This window comes from Halovivax cerinus (assembly GCF_024498195.1).
Classification (GTDB): Archaea; Halobacteriota; Halobacteria; order Halobacteriales; family Natrialbaceae; genus Halovivax; species Halovivax cerinus.
In genome coordinates this window covers 1007747-1025190 of the sequence record NZ_CP101824.1, presented here as the reverse complement: position 1 = coordinate 1025190, position 17444 = coordinate 1007747, and the positions used below count along the sequence as shown (strand labels likewise).

General features: G+C 67.4%; 17 protein-coding genes and 1 pseudogene. 14 read left to right on the top strand and 4 right to left on the bottom strand.

Features of this window, described 5'->3' with window-relative positions; translation table 11 throughout:
- Positions 1-56: 56 nt before the first annotated feature.
- The gene (locus NO366_RS04745) at positions 57-845 is read right to left on the bottom strand and encodes a class I SAM-dependent methyltransferase (RefSeq protein ID WP_256533179.1); all 789 of its coding nucleotides are present in this window, start codon (positions 843-845) and stop codon (positions 57-59) included.
- Between the two features lie 163 nt (positions 846-1008).
- Here NO366_RS04745 and NO366_RS04740 point away from each other — a divergent pair, with 163 nt between their 5' ends.
- Together NO366_RS04740 and NO366_RS04735 are read left to right on the top strand one after the other, a co-directional pair.
- The gene (locus tag NO366_RS04740; protein WP_256533178.1) at positions 1009-1254 is read left to right on the top strand and encodes a ferredoxin; all 246 of its coding nucleotides are present in this window, start codon (positions 1009-1011) and stop codon (positions 1252-1254) included.
- Between the two features lie 112 nt (positions 1255-1366).
- Positions 1367-4084 (top strand): M14 family zinc carboxypeptidase, encoded by a 2718-nt coding sequence (locus NO366_RS04735; RefSeq protein WP_256533177.1) that lies wholly within the window; start codon positions 1367-1369, stop codon positions 4082-4084.
- A 380-nt stretch (positions 4085-4464) separates the two neighbouring features.
- Here NO366_RS04735 and mdh read toward each other — a convergent pair whose 3' ends face one another.
- Entirely contained in the window at positions 4465-5379 is a 915-nt protein-coding gene (gene mdh, locus NO366_RS04730) for a malate dehydrogenase (RefSeq protein WP_256533176.1), read from the bottom strand.
- A 203-nt stretch (positions 5380-5582) separates the two neighbouring features.
- On the opposite strand from mdh, the gene NO366_RS04725 reads away from it, so the two are divergent.
- Positions 5583-6035: an SLOG cluster 4 domain-containing protein gene (locus NO366_RS04725; protein ID WP_256533174.1), complete on the top strand. Its 453-nt coding sequence runs from the start codon at positions 5583-5585 to the stop codon at positions 6033-6035.
- A 74-nt stretch (positions 6036-6109) separates the two neighbouring features.
- Positions 6110-6841: an Sjogren's syndrome/scleroderma autoantigen 1 family protein gene (locus NO366_RS04720; protein WP_256533172.1), complete on the top strand. Its 732-nt coding sequence runs from the start codon at positions 6110-6112 to the stop codon at positions 6839-6841.
- Between the two features lie 23 nt (positions 6842-6864).
- Here the strand turns inward: NO366_RS04720 and NO366_RS04715 are convergent, their stop codons facing one another.
- On the bottom strand, positions 6865-7890 hold the full coding sequence (locus NO366_RS04715) for a phosphotransferase family protein (protein WP_256533171.1): 1026 nt from the start codon (positions 7888-7890) through the stop codon (positions 6865-6867).
- Positions 7891-8202: 312 nt separating this feature from the next.
- Between NO366_RS04715 and NO366_RS04710 the strand changes: the two genes are divergently transcribed.
- The 7 genes and pseudogenes from NO366_RS04710 (at position 8203) to NO366_RS04680 (ending at position 13084) form a co-directional block, all read left to right on the top strand.
- On the top strand, positions 8203-8799 hold the full coding sequence (locus NO366_RS04710) for a DUF7437 domain-containing protein (protein ID WP_256533170.1): 597 nt from the start codon (positions 8203-8205) through the stop codon (positions 8797-8799).
- Positions 8796-9346, top strand: a pseudogene (locus NO366_RS04705) (PIN domain-containing protein). The gene NO366_RS04710 and the pseudogene NO366_RS04705 overlap by 4 nt, the downstream one beginning before the upstream one ends.
- 512 nt (positions 9347-9858) lie before the next feature.
- Positions 9859-10095, top strand: a complete 237-nt coding sequence (locus NO366_RS04700) for a hypothetical protein (protein ID WP_256533169.1) — start codon at positions 9859-9861, stop codon at positions 10093-10095.
- Between the two features lie 284 nt (positions 10096-10379).
- Positions 10380-10745, top strand: coding sequence for a phosphoribosyl-AMP cyclohydrolase (gene hisI / locus NO366_RS04695; protein WP_256533168.1), 366 nt, complete (start codon positions 10380-10382; stop codon positions 10743-10745).
- 2 nt (positions 10746-10747) lie between these two features.
- Positions 10748-11992, top strand: a complete 1245-nt coding sequence (locus NO366_RS04690; protein ID WP_256533167.1) for a DUF7118 family protein — start codon at positions 10748-10750, stop codon at positions 11990-11992.
- Positions 11993-12046: 54 nt separating this feature from the next.
- Positions 12047-12469 carry a universal stress protein gene (locus NO366_RS04685; RefSeq protein ID WP_256533166.1) on the top strand — a complete coding sequence of 141 codons (423 nt, stop codon included), beginning with the start codon at positions 12047-12049 and terminating at the stop codon, positions 12467-12469.
- A gap of 105 nt (positions 12470-12574) precedes the next feature.
- A complete protein-coding gene (locus NO366_RS04680) occupies positions 12575-13084 on the top strand; it encodes an HPP family protein (protein WP_256533165.1) in 510 nt (169 codons plus the stop codon).
- A 27-nt stretch (positions 13085-13111) separates the two neighbouring features.
- Here NO366_RS04680 and glmM read toward each other — a convergent pair whose 3' ends face one another.
- The gene (gene glmM, locus NO366_RS04675; protein ID WP_256533164.1) at positions 13112-14476 is read right to left on the bottom strand and encodes a phosphoglucosamine mutase; all 1365 of its coding nucleotides are present in this window, start codon (positions 14474-14476) and stop codon (positions 13112-13114) included.
- A gap of 151 nt (positions 14477-14627) precedes the next feature.
- On the opposite strand from glmM, the gene NO366_RS04670 reads away from it, so the two are divergent.
- From NO366_RS04670 to NO366_RS04660, 3 genes are all read left to right on the top strand, one after another.
- Positions 14628-15698 (top strand): HVO_0234 family beta-propeller protein, encoded by a 1071-nt coding sequence (locus NO366_RS04670; RefSeq protein ID WP_256533163.1) that lies wholly within the window; start codon positions 14628-14630, stop codon positions 15696-15698.
- Positions 15699-15788: 90 nt separating this feature from the next.
- Positions 15789-16313 (top strand): hypothetical protein, encoded by a 525-nt coding sequence (locus tag NO366_RS04665; RefSeq protein ID WP_256533162.1) that lies wholly within the window; start codon positions 15789-15791, stop codon positions 16311-16313.
- A 125-nt stretch (positions 16314-16438) separates the two neighbouring features.
- On the top strand, positions 16439-17305 hold the full coding sequence (locus NO366_RS04660) for a ribose-phosphate diphosphokinase (RefSeq protein ID WP_256533161.1): 867 nt from the start codon (positions 16439-16441) through the stop codon (positions 17303-17305).
- Positions 17306-17444 lie beyond the last annotated feature (139 nt).

Genomic DNA, 17444 nt, shown 5'->3' with positions numbered 1-17444 from the left:
AAACGTTGCTTCGCGACCCGTCTCGATCGCGCCTACCGGCACAACGCGGCGATCGTTCATTCTGCGAAGCGGCCGTCGACACGCTCTAACAGTGCGCGATAAAACGTCTCGTCGTCGGTGGGAAACACCTCGTCGACGCGCCAGGGTGTCCGGGCGACGGTCTCGCGGAGCCGATCCGGCGAGCACAGCAGGAAGTGGAGTGACCGACTGATCGCGTCGAGACCAGCCCCCGTCGTCGCACGCTCGTATTCGAAGTGGAAGCACCGGTGGGCGATCCCCTCGCGCGGATCCGGTCGGTAGCCGAAAAAGTCGTCGTCGAGCTTCCTCGGATCGTAGTTGTCGACGAGCACGATTGCATCGTCGGTCGTTACGCGGGCGAACCGATCGAGGACGTCGGCGATGCCCGCGAGCGAGCCGCCGAGTCCGAGTTGCGTTCCCGAGCAGTTGATCGCTCGGAACCGGTCCCGGTCGAAGGGCAGGTCGAACATATCGCCGACGAGAACCTGTCGTGTCCCACGTTCGCGGGCGGTCGCCACGGCGCGCGAACTCACGTCGATACCGACTGCATCGACGTCCTGGTCCCGAACCCACCGAACGTGCTGGCCGGTTCCACACCCGACATCGAGCACCGGTCCGCCGGAATCGGTCAGCCGCCGGAGCTGGGCGATTCGTTCGTCCGCCCACTCGGCGGGGAGCGTAAAGTAGAATTCCTCGACGTTCCCATCCTTCGTCGCCAGGCCGTCGCGGTAGAGAAGCGTTCCATCCCGCCCCTGCTGATAGTCCAACATCGCGAGCCCCAGAGCGTCCTCGCACGGTTTCGTGGTCGCTACGGCGTCCGTGACCATACGACCGACTCGATTCGCCGGGAACATAAAATCACGATGATATGTGGTCCCGACTAACATACAACACGATTTGCCAACCCAACCGGATTCCACGGTCCGTCGGTTCGGACGGATTCCACCCATTCCCGCCAGCGCTATAGGCCGACCGTCCCAACGTCACTCCATGAAGGTCGAGTTCGACGAGGACACCTGTATCGGGATGTACCAGTGCGTCGCCGAGTGGAGCGAGTTCGAGAAAGACACGGATCGTGGCAAGGCCGTCCTCCAGGGGTCGGAGGAGGTCGAAGATAGCGTCTTCGTTCGTGAGGTTCCCGACGATGCGGAACTCGACGCGAAGTTCGCCGCTCGGGCCTGTCCCGTCGACGCGATCACGATCTACGACGACGATGGCGACCAGTTGATCCCGTAGAACGAGCCCCGGCGACAGCCACTACTATAGTATCTGACTGCTTTTACTGATATTGTTTCTACGAGTCTAGAATAAATATATACTCTGTCGGCGGGAACCGTATAGATGTAGTATGTTTCCAACCGACGATGCAGACGGTTCAGACCTGTTCAGCCGCCCGAGCCCGGTTAGTCGACGTGCGTTCCTCGCGAGTGCCGGGGCCGCCGGTACGGCCGGGTTGGCGGCTGGTAGGACGACAGCCGAATCGACTGAATCCACGACCGACGCCGGGGCGACGGCCGTCGAGCGATACAAACTGACGGACGAACTGGAGTACGTGTACGACACCGTCGGCTCGGGCGAGCGCATACCGACCCTCGTCAGCGCCTACGACGACCGTCTGCTCCCGGAGCTGACCGACTACGGGACGGACGTCCGGACGACCGACGGTCCCGGCGCGGCGATGTACGCTAGGCTGACGACGAACGAGATCGACGAGATCTCACAGTACTTCCTGGTGACGCGTCTGCAATTCTCGCCCGGGGCGAACCCGTTCTGGAAGCACTACCGATATCCGGATCGGGTCTTTCCCGAGCCGCAGAACGCGCTCGACTACATCGCCTACGAGGAAGCCATCGACGGACTCGAACACTTCGCGGCGGAATACCCCGACCGAGTCAACGTGAAACGCTTCGGGAACACGCCGGGACTCGACAACCGACGGACCGGCGGACACAGTGCCTACGATCTCGTCGTCGCGGAACTCTCGAACGACGTCGCGTCCATCCAGGAGAAGCCGGTCGTCGTCAACTCACTCAGTATTCACGGCGACGAACGGAGCGGCGTCGAGGCTGGGGTCAGGTTCCTCGAAAACGTCCTCCGGGGGGAGGAACCGGACGTAGAGTCGTGGCTCGACGACATCGGCCTCGTCTTCGTCCTCTCGAACCCCGACGGCTGGATGGCCCGTCACCCCGAGACGGTCTCGGCTGCCAGTTCCACGCGAGATACGTTTACGCGCGTCAACGGGTCCAACCTCGATCCGAATCGCCAGTACCCGACCGCCGGGCTCGTCGACCCGAACAAGTACCCCGCAGAACCGAACGGGCAGAATCTGGTGAACGACGATCCCGGCGGGCCCGACGACGACGTCGAGAGCCAGTACGAACAGTACGTTCCGGACGCGCTCTGGCTCGTTCACGAACTACGCGCGTACGACGACGTCGCCTACGCCTCCGACTTCCACGGGATGTACGGCTCGAACCACCTCGTCAATTCGATGCAGGGCAACGGCGAGTACGGGCCGCGCGCCCAGGCCGCGATCGACGCGCTCAACGAGCGGACGAACGAGGCCTACGAGGCCGAGATCGCCCCGCTGATGGACCAGTACAGTGGCGATATCTCCGATGCGGCCTCCCAGCGGGGCATCTACGACGTCCCCTCCGTACCCTACGAGTGGGGGACCACCGCGGACACGATCAACTACAACGTCACCGGCAGCATGGGTGGCTGGCTCGGCAAGACGGTCGAGATGGGTGGCCTCGGTGCGACGGTTCTCAGCTACGAGATGGCGATCGACAACGCCCAGACCGCGAGCTCCGTCCCCTTCAACGCCGGCCTCGTCACGGTCCAATCCGAAGCCTACCAGATTTGCATGCGCGAACTCGCACGCGTCGCGGGCGAGCCGATCGACGGCGGGATCGAGACTGGCGGGCGCTCGCTCGCGATCGTCGACAGTCCGACGGTCGCGCGCAGTTCGAACGACGTCGCGGTCGATTCGGCGACCACACTCTCGCGAGACGAGGCGACGATCGACGCGACGCGCGGGCGCGGTCGTCACCGAATCCGCGTCGGTCGTGACGTCCACACCCTCTCGATCGACGTCACCGAAGCGACGGGCCCTATCGCCGAGGCCTCGCTGATCGCACCGGACGGCACGGAGGTCAGGTCCGCGCCGGTGCGCACCCGGGAGGCAGACTGGCTGGTGACCGATCCCGAACCGGGGACCTGGGAGGTTCGCGTCCGCGGCGGGAGCGGGCGTGCTCGTGGGGTGGAGGGGCAGGATCGCGGCGAGAGCGACCGTGCCAGAGGTGAGGGTGGACGCACTCACGACGAGGGTGGCACGGCCGCGCTTCGATTCTCGACCGTCGAGGCCGTCGGCCAGCCCGATCCGGGCATCATGGACTACGACCAGCGCGCGTACGATGTGACGCCGGTCACCTTCTTGGAGGAGTACGGCGACGCCATCGTCGACGGCTCGGCGGCGACGCTCTCGGTGAGCGACGTCGAGAGCGGTGCGCTAGTAAGCGGCGGCGAGCCCGCCCACGACCAGCTGGTGCTCCTCCACGACGACGGCGTCGACAGCTCCGCCTACGTCTCCGCCATCGAGGAGTACGTGAGTGCGGGCGGCGACCTCGTTCTAACCGATTCGGGCCTCTCGCTCCTCGGTCCGCTCGACGTCGAGGGCGCGGGATACATCAACTCCTCCCACGTGAACCGAACAACCCGGCAGTTCGCCAAGCTCGACAGCACGTCGAACCACGAGCTGGTGAATCACGTCAGTTCACTCGAGAGCGAACTCTGGACGGGACCGACGATCGGCTACACGACCAGCAACGAGTCGCCGGTCTACACCGTGAACCAGAACGCGTTCACGTCTGCCGGCGGCGACGTGGCTGCAACGACCGGTGGCGACGTGATCGTCGGCGATCTTGGCTCGATCACCGTCGTCGGCAGTCTCCTGCCGCCAGCCAACCAGTCGAACATGCATCCCTTCGGCATGGAGAACTTCGGCATCACCGCACCCGGGTTGCGGATTTTGCGGGCCGCGCTCGATCACGATCAGCGACGGTAGCGCGGTTCGGAGGCCGAAGGCCGAGAACCGCGGAATGGCGAGCGGTGACCGGAGGGAACCGCGAGGAGCGCGGTTCGGAGGCTGTGCAGTTCGGAGGCCGAAGGCCGAGAACCGCGGAACCGCGAACGGGGAGCAGCGAGTGATCTCCGATCCCTCGAGCCGTGCGAACGGGCGCGAGGCGCCCGTGAGCAGAGAACGACCCGCGAGCGGCGAGGGGCGAGTACAGCGAGACCCTCGGTCTGGAGAGCGGGGAGCGTGAGCGAGCCGTGAGCGGCGCGAAACAGGGAACGAAGCGAGCGAGAACCGCAAGTGCTGGTGGCGGAAAATGGACCTGGCGGCGGGCTCGAACCCGGTGACGACCGATTCAGGTTACCGACCGCTTACGCGATCTTCTCGTACTGCTCTGCGAGTTTGTCCGCCGCGTCGCCGAGCTGGTCGCGCTCGTCCTCGGTGAGGTCCCACTCGACGATCTCTTCGACGCCGTCCGCCCCGAGCTTGCACGGGACGCCGAAGGCAGTATCTTCCTGACCGAACTCGCCCTCGAGTTTGACGCTGCACGGGAGGACTTCGCCGGTGTCCCGCAGGATGGCTTCGACGGTGTGGGCGACGCCAGTCGCTGGTCCCCACTGGGTCGCGCCCTTCTTCTCGATGACGTTCATCGCACTCTCCTGGAGTTCGCCGAGCAGTTCCTCCCGCTCGGTGTCGTCGAACGCGAGGTCCTCGCCGTCGACGCGGACCTTCGAGAAGACGGGGACCTGGGCGTCGCCGTGCTCGCCGAGGATAGTGGCCTCGACGTTCCGGACGGGCGCGTCGTACCGCTGGGAGATGACGTACCGGAACCGGGCGGAGTCGAGGCGGCCGCCGAAGCCGATCACCTGCTCGCGCGATCGGTCGCCGGCCTCGTAGAGGTGGCGATTTAACAGGTCGACCGGGTTCGAAGTCGTCACGGAGACGTAGTCGTCGTTGTGCTCGTCGAGCGAGGCCTGGATGTCCTCCATGATGGGGGCGTTGTCGCCCGCGAGATCGATCCGGGTCTGGCCCGGCTGGCGGGGGATGCCCGCCGTGATGACGACGACGTCCGATCCGGCGGTGTCCTCGTAGGTTCCCTGGCGGACGACCGTGTTCGAGTCGTAGGCGGCGCCGTGATTCGTGTCGGCGGCCTGGCCCACCGTGACGTCCTCCTGGTCGGGAATGTCCACGAAGACCAGTTCGTCCGCGATGTCGCGGAGTGCGATGTTGTATCCGGCGGCGGCGCCGACCGTCCCGGCGGCGCCTACCACGCTAACTTTCGACATACCACCCGTTCGTACACGCCCCAGATGGTAAAACCGTCGGGTGCGGTGACTACTCGCCGTTCGTGTGCTACCTGCGTTTCGTCCGGTGGGTGCGGCCCGCCCTCGTGGCGAGGCGGCGATTGTATATCCGAAGCGGTCCCAAATTGAATCCGTCAGCATCGGAGTACCAAACAGTCAAGGGGCCCGCTCGTCTTCCATCGGTCATGCGAGTCAGCGTCATCGGTGGCGGCGAGATCACTGACGCCGAGTCCGAACTCGCGGAGGCGGTCGGACGGGAACTCGGTACTCGCGGCCACGACGTCGTCTGCGGCGGCCTCGGCGGCACGATGTGGGCCGTCTGCCGCGGCGCGTCCGAGGCCGGCGGGCGAACCATCGGTATCCTCCCGACGAACTCGGTCACCGACGCCAACCCGCACGTCGACGTGCCCATCGCGACGGGGATGGGCCACGCCCGCAACGCCCTCGTTCCGTTGAACGGTGATGGGGTGATCGCCCTCGCGGGCAGCGACGGGACGCTCTCCGAGATCGGGTTCGCCCGGGTCTACGACCGCCCGATCGTCGGTCTCGGCGCGGTCGAGATACCGACCCTCGAGATGGAGACCGCGGAGAGCCCGGTCGACGCGGTCGACACGCTGGAAGACGCCGTCTCGAAGTAACGTCAGTTGTCCGCCGACGAGTCGGCCTGCAGCGGGTCGTAGCCTTTTCGACGCTGGGGCCCCTGTCACCGCATATGAGTGAGACGGAGGACGACGACGGCGGAATCGACAAGGAGGCCCTCCGGGAGGAACTGCGAGAGAAGTACGGGGAGGACAACGCCGAGCGCGAGGCCACACAGCGGATGAGCGACCTGCTGTTGAAGGGTGCGACGATGACCAACTCCCACTGCAACACCTGCGGGGATCCGCTCTTCCGGCAGAACGGCACGACGTTCTGTCCCACGTGTCACGGCGGCCCCGGCGGCGTCGAGGGCGCACCCGTGAACGGGTCGACCGAGCAGGGCCCGGCCGGGGGCTCGTCGGCCGAGAACGGTGCGGACGCGTCGTCCGCGGTCGCTCGTTCCGACGGCGACGTCGGAGCCGCCGACGCCACGAACGCGGGAGCCAGTGGGCCGAAACAGACGGCGTCGGGTCCGACCGATACACCACCGGATCCACGGAGGGGTGTCGAGACGCACAGTTTCGAGCCCGGAGCCTCACCGACGAATCCGGACGGCGTCGACACCCCCGATCCGTCGGAACTGGCCGGACACGATTCCGGATCCGACGGCGCGTCGGGCTCGCCCGACCGGCGCCGTCCGTCGCGGCCCGCGGCCGGCGAACTCGACGGCGCGGCGGACTCGCTTCGGACCGCGCTCGAACGCTTCGCCCGCGAAGCGGCGACAGCCGACGACCCGCGCTACGCTCGCGACTGTCTCGAAGCGGCCCACGAGGCCGCCGACGCGCTGGCGGCGCTTCGGCAGTGAGTTCGCGGGGCTGGCATCGTTCCTCACGAATTTCGCACGGTGTCGAGCGTGTCCCCGATGTACGCCGCGAGAAAATCGGCCACCTCGCGCGTCTCCGCGTCGATTCCCCGCTGTGTCGCCAGCGAGTCTATGTGTGAGGCGGCGACGAACGCCCGATAGGCGTCGGCCCGCTCGTCGAACCCGTCGGGGAGCGGTCGGACGGACTCGTAGGCGTCCCGAAACGTGCCTTCGGCGTCGTCCGGACCCTCCCAGCCACCTCCCTGGAACAGCGGGACGGCCGTGCGCCAGTAGTCCCACTCGGGACTCCCGGCAAGGGCGTGTTCGAAGTCGATGACGCAGGTCGTGACGTCCCCGGCGACGCCGACGTGGTCGGGCGTGAACCAGCCGTGACAGAGCGCCGCCCCGCCGTCTAAAACGTCGAACCGGTCCGCGTGGTCGACCAGGAAGTTACGCGCGTCGGCGATCGCGCTCTCGTACCCCGTTCCGACGACCGACGCCTCGTAGGCCCTCAGCAGGTCGTCGAGCGCGTCGCTCCACGTCGTGTCCGCGGTGGCGCTCCAGGCCGCGTCCGGGGTCGCGCCACTCCGGTTTCCGTCGGTGGCCGCTTCGACGCGGATCCCGCTCGCCGGGTCGGCGGGGTCGCCGTCGATCGTGAGCAACCCCGGCCGATCGAACCGGGCCTCGTCGTGGAGCGTCGCGAGCGTTCGGCCGGCGATCCGGAGCCACGATCGATCGAGGACGCGCTCGTCGTCGGCCGGTTCCGCCGGGGCGTCCTCGCGGTAGGCCGCGAGAAACCAGTCCTCGCCGACGTCGCGTACCTCGGGCACCGGAATCGACGTCTCGCGCCCGACGAACCGGAGGACCCGGCCCTCCACGCCGGCCGCCCCGCGATCGGTGACGGACGCCTTCCAGACTGCTCGACGGCCGTCGACCGACACCTCGTACACCTCGTGGGGTGGGACCGCGTGGAGGCGCCGTTCGATCTCGACCCGCTCGAACCGGGGTCCCAGTCTCGCCTCGATCCGCTCGTCCGCTGGCAACTCGCTCATTGCACGATTCGCTACAATTTGTGGGGTACAAGGTCTGACGTTACCGTACGCTGCTTCCGGTAGACTGAAGGATTCAAGTGCCCTAGTGTAGATTGAGAGTCTGTTTCTCGATACGACCGGATTACCGCGTCTGCCGATCGAAGGGGCTGCAACCGACGTGAGATGCCTTTCGAGAGCCACAATCGTTTCGACCGACGCCTGTCGACGCCCCCTGGATCCGCAACTTGGTCACCGGGAGGCTATCGACGTCGATGTACGAACCCGACCCGAACACTCTTTACGGATTCGCTGTAATCTATAATCAGTTCGATCATGTCACACGCACCATCCCGCGCCGACGGCGACGTCATCCGGGACTTCCTTTCGATCGCGGACCTCCTTGAGGAGCCACGGATCGCGCAACTCTACGCGTATATCGCCCGCGAAGGGTCGGTTACCGTGCGTGACGCGTCGGAGACGCTAGGTCTTGCCCAGGGGACCGCCTATTCTGACGTCGACCGGTTGCTCGATGCTGGGCTCGTCGAGACGACGACTGACGGCCAGCCCCGTCGGTTCGACGCGTGCGATATCGATCTCACCGTTGCCGACGGCGGCGGACGGGAGTACACGATCACCCCGGCTCTCGTCGACGCTGTCGCACGTCGGACGACGGACGAGGACATCGATACGTATATCGACAGGAACGGTATCGCGGGTCTCGCGACGGCGCTCACGTACGCCGTCGATCGGGAGCGCGGGGAGGTTACTCACCGGCTGATGGCGGATGACCTCGACATCTCGCCGCTCGCTGCCGAACTCGTCCTCCAGGCGCTTCGTCCGGTCGTCCACGAATATACCGACATCGAGCCAGCAGGAGCCTCGCTCGACACGATCCAGAACGGTGACGTTCGCGGTGACGACGAGCCGTGAGTTCGATCCACGTTGCGGACTCCGGACTGTTCGTCGCGATGGGTCAGCCCGTAAATCGTCGATATCAAGTCGTTAGAACCTTCGCGCGCCGGCACGCGATCACCTTCGTCGTCCCCGAGCGCGTCTACGACGAATTGACGGTCCCAGATCTCGATGCGCCGCCGATCGACGCGGCAATAGATGAGGAGTGGGCCCGTGTCGCGCCACCGTTGCGATATACGGACCCTCTCGTTTCGCGGGTAATGGATGGCGTCCAACGATACATCGCGAACGCCGACGGGCGAGACCACGACGCCGTCGAGCGTGCCGACTCGGCGCTCGCTGCTCGCGGTTTCACCGTTCGCCAATTCCGAGGGCCTCGCTGCGCTCGCCCCTCGCTGGCGTCACAGCTCAGGCGTTCGTCGAGGGGCGGGCGACCCACGCGTACATCTACACTACAGACGTTCTCGCGGGCGAAGGCGTTGAGAACGTTTTCGCCACTGAAGGGTACGGAGACTCGGTCACCTACGTGAACGGCTTTCGCCTCATCGAGGATCTCCTCACATAGTCTACGTTCGGCGTGCCTCGACAGTCGATGTGTTCGAAACCGCGTCGACGCACCGACCGGTGGCCGTCCGGTCGCGTCACCGTCGCCGTCTCACATCGGCCGGTCCGCGATCCGATATCGAGTGCGCGATGGCCATATGATCGTCCTTCGTATCGCGAAATCGCCACTCCAGTTGGGATAGTGCTGCCCTTCCTCCGATTCCATTTTCATTCTGTTAGACCGTATTGAACACACCACTCACCAGTAATTATACTACGACACGCGTCGATCTGCGAACTGGAAGTCACGGACTCACGAGGGGTAGAAATGCCCCGGGTGGTAGGGCACCCGAGACGTGGCTTCCAGACGAGCGGCCTGGTTGCCATGTTACGAAACACACCACCGAGATAAAAAGGTCTCGCACGCCTGTGGTCTAGTGAGTCGAAACGATATCCGGCGTTCACGTTCGATTTCCGGGGTCGGTGGCCGAGAGCCGACGGACGGTCCACCGGATCGGACAGGGGTGGTCGGGGATGACGTCTGCCGAGGCGTCGAGCGGCGATGACGGCTACAAACCGCGGGGCCGGGAGTGTTACCGCTGCGATCGCGATGTCGCGCCACAGCTTCTCTTTCGGCTCACCGTCGAGTCGCCGGCCACACTGTCGGCGAAATACGCGGATACCGTTCGGTACTGCTGTGAGCACTGCGCCGCCGCGATGAACCTCTCCGACTTCTCCCGGCGGATGAAAGAGCACGGGAAGAACGACTGACTCCGAGCGGACAGCTGGCTGGAAACCGTTGCGGCTGTTTCGACGATTCAGACCAAACTACGGTACAGGCATTTTCGGTCGGTATATCAGTATACCTGACTCCGAGAACGGAGTTGTGCATCCGCGAGCGAAGCGAGCGGTTCCCCGGCGGTGAGGCCGGCGGCCGAACCGCCGGCCCTTTTTCATCGAAGTTTTTGCGCCGCGCGGTTCCGCGCGAGGCGCGGAACCCAAGGCGCAAAAAGTTCGGCGTAAGGCCTATCGCCGTCCCGGTCGACACGTCGCGTATGACAGACGTCGAGGTCGATTTCGGCGAGACCGGGCTGGTCCCCGCGGTCGCCCAGGACGCGGAATCGGGCGAGGTGCTGATGCTCGCGTACGTCTCGCCGGAGGCGTTGGCGCGGACCCGGGAGACGGGGCTGGCGCACTACTACTCGCGCAGTCGCGACGAGTTGTGGCAGAAAGGAGGTTCGAGCGGGCACGTCCAGCGCGTCGCCGAGGTGCGGGTCGATTGCGACGCCGACGCGCTCCTCTACCGCGTGGAGCAAGAGGGCGGTGCCTGTCACACGGGACATCGCTCGTGTTTCTACCGGACCGTCGACGGCGAGCACGTGGGGGAGCGGGTGTTCGATCCCGAGGCCGTCTACGAGTAACCATGGTGGACGGACGCTCTGCACATGGCGGCACGACGGACGACGGGATCGAAGGCGGCGCGACGAACGACGGGACAGGGAGCGGCGTGCGGAACCGCGAGGAGATCGACAGCGACACGCTGGCCGCTCTCGAAGCGGCGATCGACCGGTACGAGTCGGTACAGGCCCGTATCGACGACCTCGGCGAGGACGAGGTCGAACGCGGCGCCGAGGCGTATCGCCGAGCCCGGAAACTTCTCGAGAACAACGACGAGCGGGCGGTCGGCACCGGCCGCGAGGCGTTCGCGGCGTACGTCCAGTTCGAGGCGCAGTTCGACGCCCTCGTCGACGGACTCGCAGACGACCTCACGGAACGGGCGGCGTTCGAGGCGGCTTACGAGGCCATCGACAAGCGTCGCCTCTACGACGAGGACTTCGAGGCGGCGAAGGCGGCGCTCGACCCCGCAGCGCGCTACGTCACCCTCCTCGACGACCGCGAAGCCGCCGAGAGCGACCTCCACGAGGCCCGGAAGGCCGCGGTCGACCGACTCGACGAGCTCTCGGACGAGGTCGACCGACACGAACACCTCCTGGAGCTCGCGTCGGTCGACCTCGACGCGCCGGTCGATCGGATTCGCGACCCGATCGAGACGTACAACCGGGCCGTCGAGGCGGCGTTCGCCGACTACCTGTCGACCGCGTCGGCCCGCGAGGTCTTCGCCCTCCTCGAACGGAGTCGTCTCTATCCGCTGGTCGACTTCGATCGACCGCCCGCGGACCTCCGCGAGTTCGTCGAGACGAATCCGGCCGGCGAGTCGGCGATCCCACGGCTCCTCGAGTACGCCGAGTACTCGCGCTCGAAGCTCGCCCACCACGTCGACGATCCCGACGCCCTCAAACGCCAGGTGGCCACGCAGCGGACGTACCTGCAACGCCTCGACGCCGCGCCACTCTCGATCTCCTGGCCGCCTGCGCCGGCCGACGAACTGCGCTTTCGCGTGCGCGAACGCCGCCCGCTCGTCGTCCGTCTCGCCGGCGGCCCGATCGACGTCGACGTGAACCCGGTCGCCGCGCTCCGGGACGTCGCGGACCTCGCCCGCGATCCGGAGTACGACCGGCTCCAGACGGCCGCGACCGCGCGGACCGAACTGACCGGGCGCGAACGAGAGCGCATCGAAGCCGGGCAGGTCACCGCCGATCTCGAGGCCCTTCGAGCCGAACGTGGCGCGCTACAGGATGCGCTGGAGACGGCCGACGCCGTGGGCTGAGGCCGCCCGGCGCGGATCGTCGACTTTTACCCGTCCGACTGCGTAGCCTCGTCCGTGACACAGCAGCTCCTCGTGCCGATGGACGATTCGGCGCTCGCTCGCTCCGCGCTCGAGTACGCGCTCACCGCGTTCGGCGAGGTCGCGGTGACCGTCGTCCACGTCGTCGACGACCTCGAAGTGGCCTACGGCGGCGGTGCCCCGGGCGTCGCCGACGGTGAACCGGACTTCTTCGCGGACGTTCGGACGATCGCCGACGAGCGCGACGCCGCCGTGGATACGGTCGTGCTAGAGGGTGCTCCTGCGGATGCGATCGTCGAGTACGTTCGCACCGACCCCGTCGACGGCATCGTCATGGGGAGCGAGGGCCGTTCGGGCGTCTCGCGGGTCTTGCTCGGCAGCGTCGCCGAGGCCGTCGCACGGCGGTCGACGGTCCCGGTGACGATCGTCCCCGCCGACGATCGCGATGTTGGCGACTGATCGTATCCACAGCGCATCTCGACCGATCGCGTCGCGCGTACCGCCCCGGATCGACGCCGTGTGAAACCGCGGGGTCTTTGGCCGTGTAGCGGGCACTGACGGCCGATGGACGATCGCGTCGGATCCACGCTGCACACCGGCACACTCCTCTCGACGACGGCCGCACTCGCGTGGCTCTCGGGCCTCCCGATGCTCTTTCCGAGCCTCGGTCCGTCGGCGTTCGTCCTGGCACTGTTCGAACGCGGCGAGTCGACGTCCCCGAGACGGGTGATCGGCGGTCACGCCGTCGGCGTCGTCGCTGGACTCGTCGCGTACACGCTCCTCGCCGGCGGTGCCGACATGACGACCGCGACGGCGCCGGGTTCGATCGCGGGACTGCGCCTCGGTGCGAGTGGCGTCGTCGCGACGACGCTCACCGCCGGCGGGATGCTCGCGACTGATACCCGCCATCCGCCAGCCTGTGCCACCACCCTCATCGTCTCGCTCGGTCTGCTCCCGACGGTTCGGGAGGGCGCGACGATTCTACTCGCGGTCGTCGTCCTCGTCGTCGCCCACCGTGTCCTCCTCGCGACGGAACGGCTCGGCGTCCGGTTCGCTGACGCACTCGCCTGGTGACGGCCGTTGTGCGGTGCGTCACCCGGTTTACGCGCGCTCGCTCGCCGCGATCAGCGTCTCGTAGACGTCGTCGACGAGTGCCTGGGCCCGCTCGCGCTCGCGGGCTTCGGCGTAGATGCGCACGAGCGGTTCCGTCCCGGACGGGCGTGCGAGGACCCAGGCGTCGCCGTAGTCGAGGCGGTAGCCGTCGCGGGTGTTCAGGTCGGTATCGGCGCGCTCTGCGTAGTCAGCGGCGGCCTCGAGCATGGCGTCGCGCTCACCCGTCGAGGTGTACTCGACGTTCCGCCGGACGTTGGCGTAGCCGTCGTAGGGTGCGACCAGGTCGCTCGCGGGCGTCTCCGCGACGAGCTCGAGAAAGCGCGCGGCGATGTAGGCGCCGTCGCGGGCCAGCCGGTAGTCGGGGAAGAAGACCCCGCCGTTGCCCTCCCCGGCGATCGGGACGTGACGGCCGTCGTCGGCGAGCGCCCGGATGCGGGTGATGATGTTCGTCGAGCCGATCGGCGTGAGTTCGACGTCGGCGCCGACCTCACGTGCCACGTCGACGAGACGCTGGGAGACGTTCACCGCGGAGACGAGCGCGTCGCCTGCTTCGAGTTCCGCCGCGGCGAGCGCGGCGAAGGTCGCGTCCCCCTCCAGGTAGGAACCGGTCTCGTCGAAGAAGATGGCCCGGTCGGCGTCGCCGTCGTGGGCGATCCCGACGTCGGCGTCGGCGGCACGGACGAGCTGTCCGAGTTCCGTGAGATTGGTCTCGACTGGTTCCGGATCTCGACCGGGAAAGTGACCGTCGGGCTGGGCGTTGACCGTGACGACGCGGCAGCCGAGCGCCCGGAAGAGCTCGGGACTCGTCAACGAGCCGGCGCCGTGGCCCGGATCGATGGCCACGGTGAGGTCTGCGTCGGCGATCAGGTCACGATCGACCGCAGCGAGCACGCCCTCGACGTATCGACGCCCAGCGCCGTCGATCGACCGGACGCGGCCGATCTCGTTCCAGGGGACGTTGGCGAAATCCTCGGCCAGGAGCGTCTCTTCGATCCGCTCCAGGTCGTCGACGGTGAGTTCGACGCCGTCGGCGCCGATGAGTTTCACGCCGTTGTACTCCGGCGGGTTGTGCGAGGCCGTCACGACGATGGCGGGGACGCCCTCCCGTTCCGCGTAGGCCTGCACGCCGGGCGTCGGGACGATCCCGAGCCGATCGACGGTCGCGCCGACGCTCGCGAGGCCGCTGGTCGCCGCATCGACCAGCATCCGCCCGGTGTGACGGGTGTCGCGGCCGATCGCGACGCGCGGGGCCGCCCACGTCGTCCCGGCCGCCTTCGCGACGCGGAGTACGAACGCGGGCGATAGTTCCTCGTTCGCGACGCCCCGCGCCCCGCTCGACCCGAATACCTCCATCGACCCCTAGTCCGACCGCCCACCTCAAAGGGATTCCGAAGCGGCCACCTCAAAGGCGCTCCGAAGCGGGTGGGTTGCCTAGACGCCCCCGGACGCGACGCGTTCGGGGAGCGGACGTCACGCCTTTCCCGGTCGGACCCGAGTTCCGCCCATGCAGACCATCGAGGAGAAGCGCGTCTACGACGAGCGACGCGGCGCCAGCACCTGCCTCGTCGCGAGTGAGACCGGTCTCGTCGGCGTTCGTGTGACGGGGACCGCGGTCGGCGAGTTCTCGCTGCTCGACCGGCGAGCCGCACGCGACGTGGCAGTGGGGCCATCCGGAACCGACGCGTCCCCCGACCGCGATCTCGCCCCCGGACGTGCGGACGGCGTTGTCGTCGCCGTCGCGACCGCGGACGACGTCCTCGTCGGCGTCCGTCCGCGTCGATTAGACGGGGGCGGAGACGCCTCGCCGGGGACCGACGACGCGGAGTCGACAGCTCTCGCAGCCGCCCTCCGACCGACCGGATTCGGATCGGCGGTCGCGGTCGACGTCGCCGCTGGCTCGGTCGTCGCCGCATCTCCCGACGGGGCGGTTCGGACGCTCGCCGTCGATGACAGTCGATCGGCCGACTCGCAGTGGACGACGATCGGGGAGACCGTGTCGCCGGCAGGCGGCCCTCTCGACGACTCGGGGGCGACGGCGTCACGCTCCGGAGAGGCGTCCACTGCGCGCTCGACCGCCGACGATTCGCCCGTTCGGGCGATCGACACCCCCTTCGTCGCGACCGACCGGGGCGTCTGGCGGATTCAGGACGGCGGTCTCGTCGACGTCGGTCTCACCGACGTCCGGGACGTAGGCGCAACCGGCCGTCCGCTGGCCGGGACCGCGTCGGGACTCTACGAGGCGGTCGAGGACGGCTGGCGAACACTCCTCGACGACCCAGTCGACGCCGTCGCCTCGGGCTCGGGGACGGGAGAGTCCGACGAGCGCATCTACGCGATCTCCGGCTCGTCGCTCCTCGCCATCGATCTCGACGATGGCAGCGACGTGCCGACCCGGCGGACGGTCGTCACCACCGACGAGTCGCTGGTCGACCTCGTCTCCGGTGACGGGTACGTCTACGCCGTCACGTCGACCGGTACCGTCGTCGCGGCCGGTCCGGACGACGTTCGTCGCCACACGATCGGTGTTCGTGACCCGGCTGGGATCGCGTTCGTCGACGTGACTCTCTCGCCGTGATCGGTCGGCGTCGTTTCCCGGTCGCGAAAACATCTGAAATATTACCATTGTCTGACAAAGGATTATCCGCGACAGGCCGAAGAGTCACCTATGACACAGCGGACACGACGTCAGTATCTCGCGGTCGCTGGGGCGCTGGGTCTCGGCGCGACGGCCGGTTGCCTGAGCGGGGACGAGAACGACCCCGACGACGCGGACGAGTCCTCGGGATCCGGTTCGACCGACGACGGCTCGGGCGACTCGACGGACGGTTCGGACCCGGGGGGGTCGAACGAGTCGCCGAGCGTCGAGGGAACGATTCTCGGTGACATCTCGATCGACAACCTCCACGACGCGAGCCACACGGTCGACATCCAGGTCGAACTCGACGGCTCGATGGCGGCCTGGGTCTCGAAGGACATCGACGGACGAACCGGGAGCGTCTCCCTGGACCGATCGTGGACCGACGCGGGCGGCGAGTTCCGCGTTCGGGTCAGGCTCGACGGGACGGAGTTCGTCGAGGTGACGCCGGCCGACTGGAACGAACCCGACTGCATCTCGCTGATCGTCGTCATCGACAGCGCCGGTTCGCTTCGGATCGCGGGTGACACGACCGGCGGGTTCTGCGCAGCGTAGCCCGGCGTTCATTTTCCCGTTGGCGAACCGCGCGATCGGATGGTACCGACTCCCGTCACGCCGTCCGTCGAACCGTGCCGTCGACAACCGAAACCTGTTCGTAGCCGCCGCCAGTCGTCTCCGACATGATCGTCAGTGGGTCCTCGTCGCAGTCGCTCGCGGCCGAGATCGCCGCCGAACTCGACGAACCGCTCGCCGAGGTTTCGATCGAACGCTTCCCCGACGGCGAGCTCCTCGCCTCGGTGCCCGAGTTCGCGGCCGACGGGGCGGTACCGGATCGAGTCGTGGTCGTCGCCTCCACGGTGTCGAGCGACGCGCACGTCGAACTGTTACAGTTGCAGGACGCCGCCCGGAAAGCGGGCGCGGACGAGGTGGTCACCGTCGTCCCCTACATGGGGTACGCTCGGCAGGACGATGCGTTCGAGCCCGGCCAGCCGATCTCGGCGCGGGCCGTCGCCCGGGCCATCTCCACCGGTGCCGATCGGGTTGTGACCGCAAACCCTCACGAGGCGGCCGTCTGTGACTTCTTCGACCCGCCTGCGACGACCGTCGACGCCGCCCCCGCTCTCGCCGACCCGCTCCCCGACGACCTCGCCGATCCCGTCTTCCTCTCGCCCGACGCCGGCGCCGTCGAGATCGCGACGACCGTCCGCGACGCCTACGGGGCGGGGACGACCGACTACTTCGAGAAGACTCGTCGATCGGGAACCGAGGTCGACATCGCGCCGAGCGACGTCCGCGTCGCCGACCGGGACGTGGTCGTCGTCGACGACATCGTCGCCACCGGCGGGACGATGAGCGAGGCGATCGGCGTCCTCGACGACCGCGGCGCCGCGCGTCTCTTCGTCGGGTGCGTCCACCCGCTACTCGCCGGCGCCGCCTACACCCGCCTCGCTCGCGCTGGCGTCGAGACCATCTACGGCACCGATACGATCGAGGGTCCAGCCAGTGCCGTGTCCGCGGCACCGTGGCTCGCCGAGGCGCTCGAGTGACGAACCGAGAGACCGTGTGAGTCTCGTCCCACCCTCTCGGTTGTCGGATCGCTGTCGAACCTATCGAGTTCGTGTCACACGCCACCTCGGTCTCGTGCACGCACCGAGAACAGTCACTGCGTTTATCCGGACCTCTCCA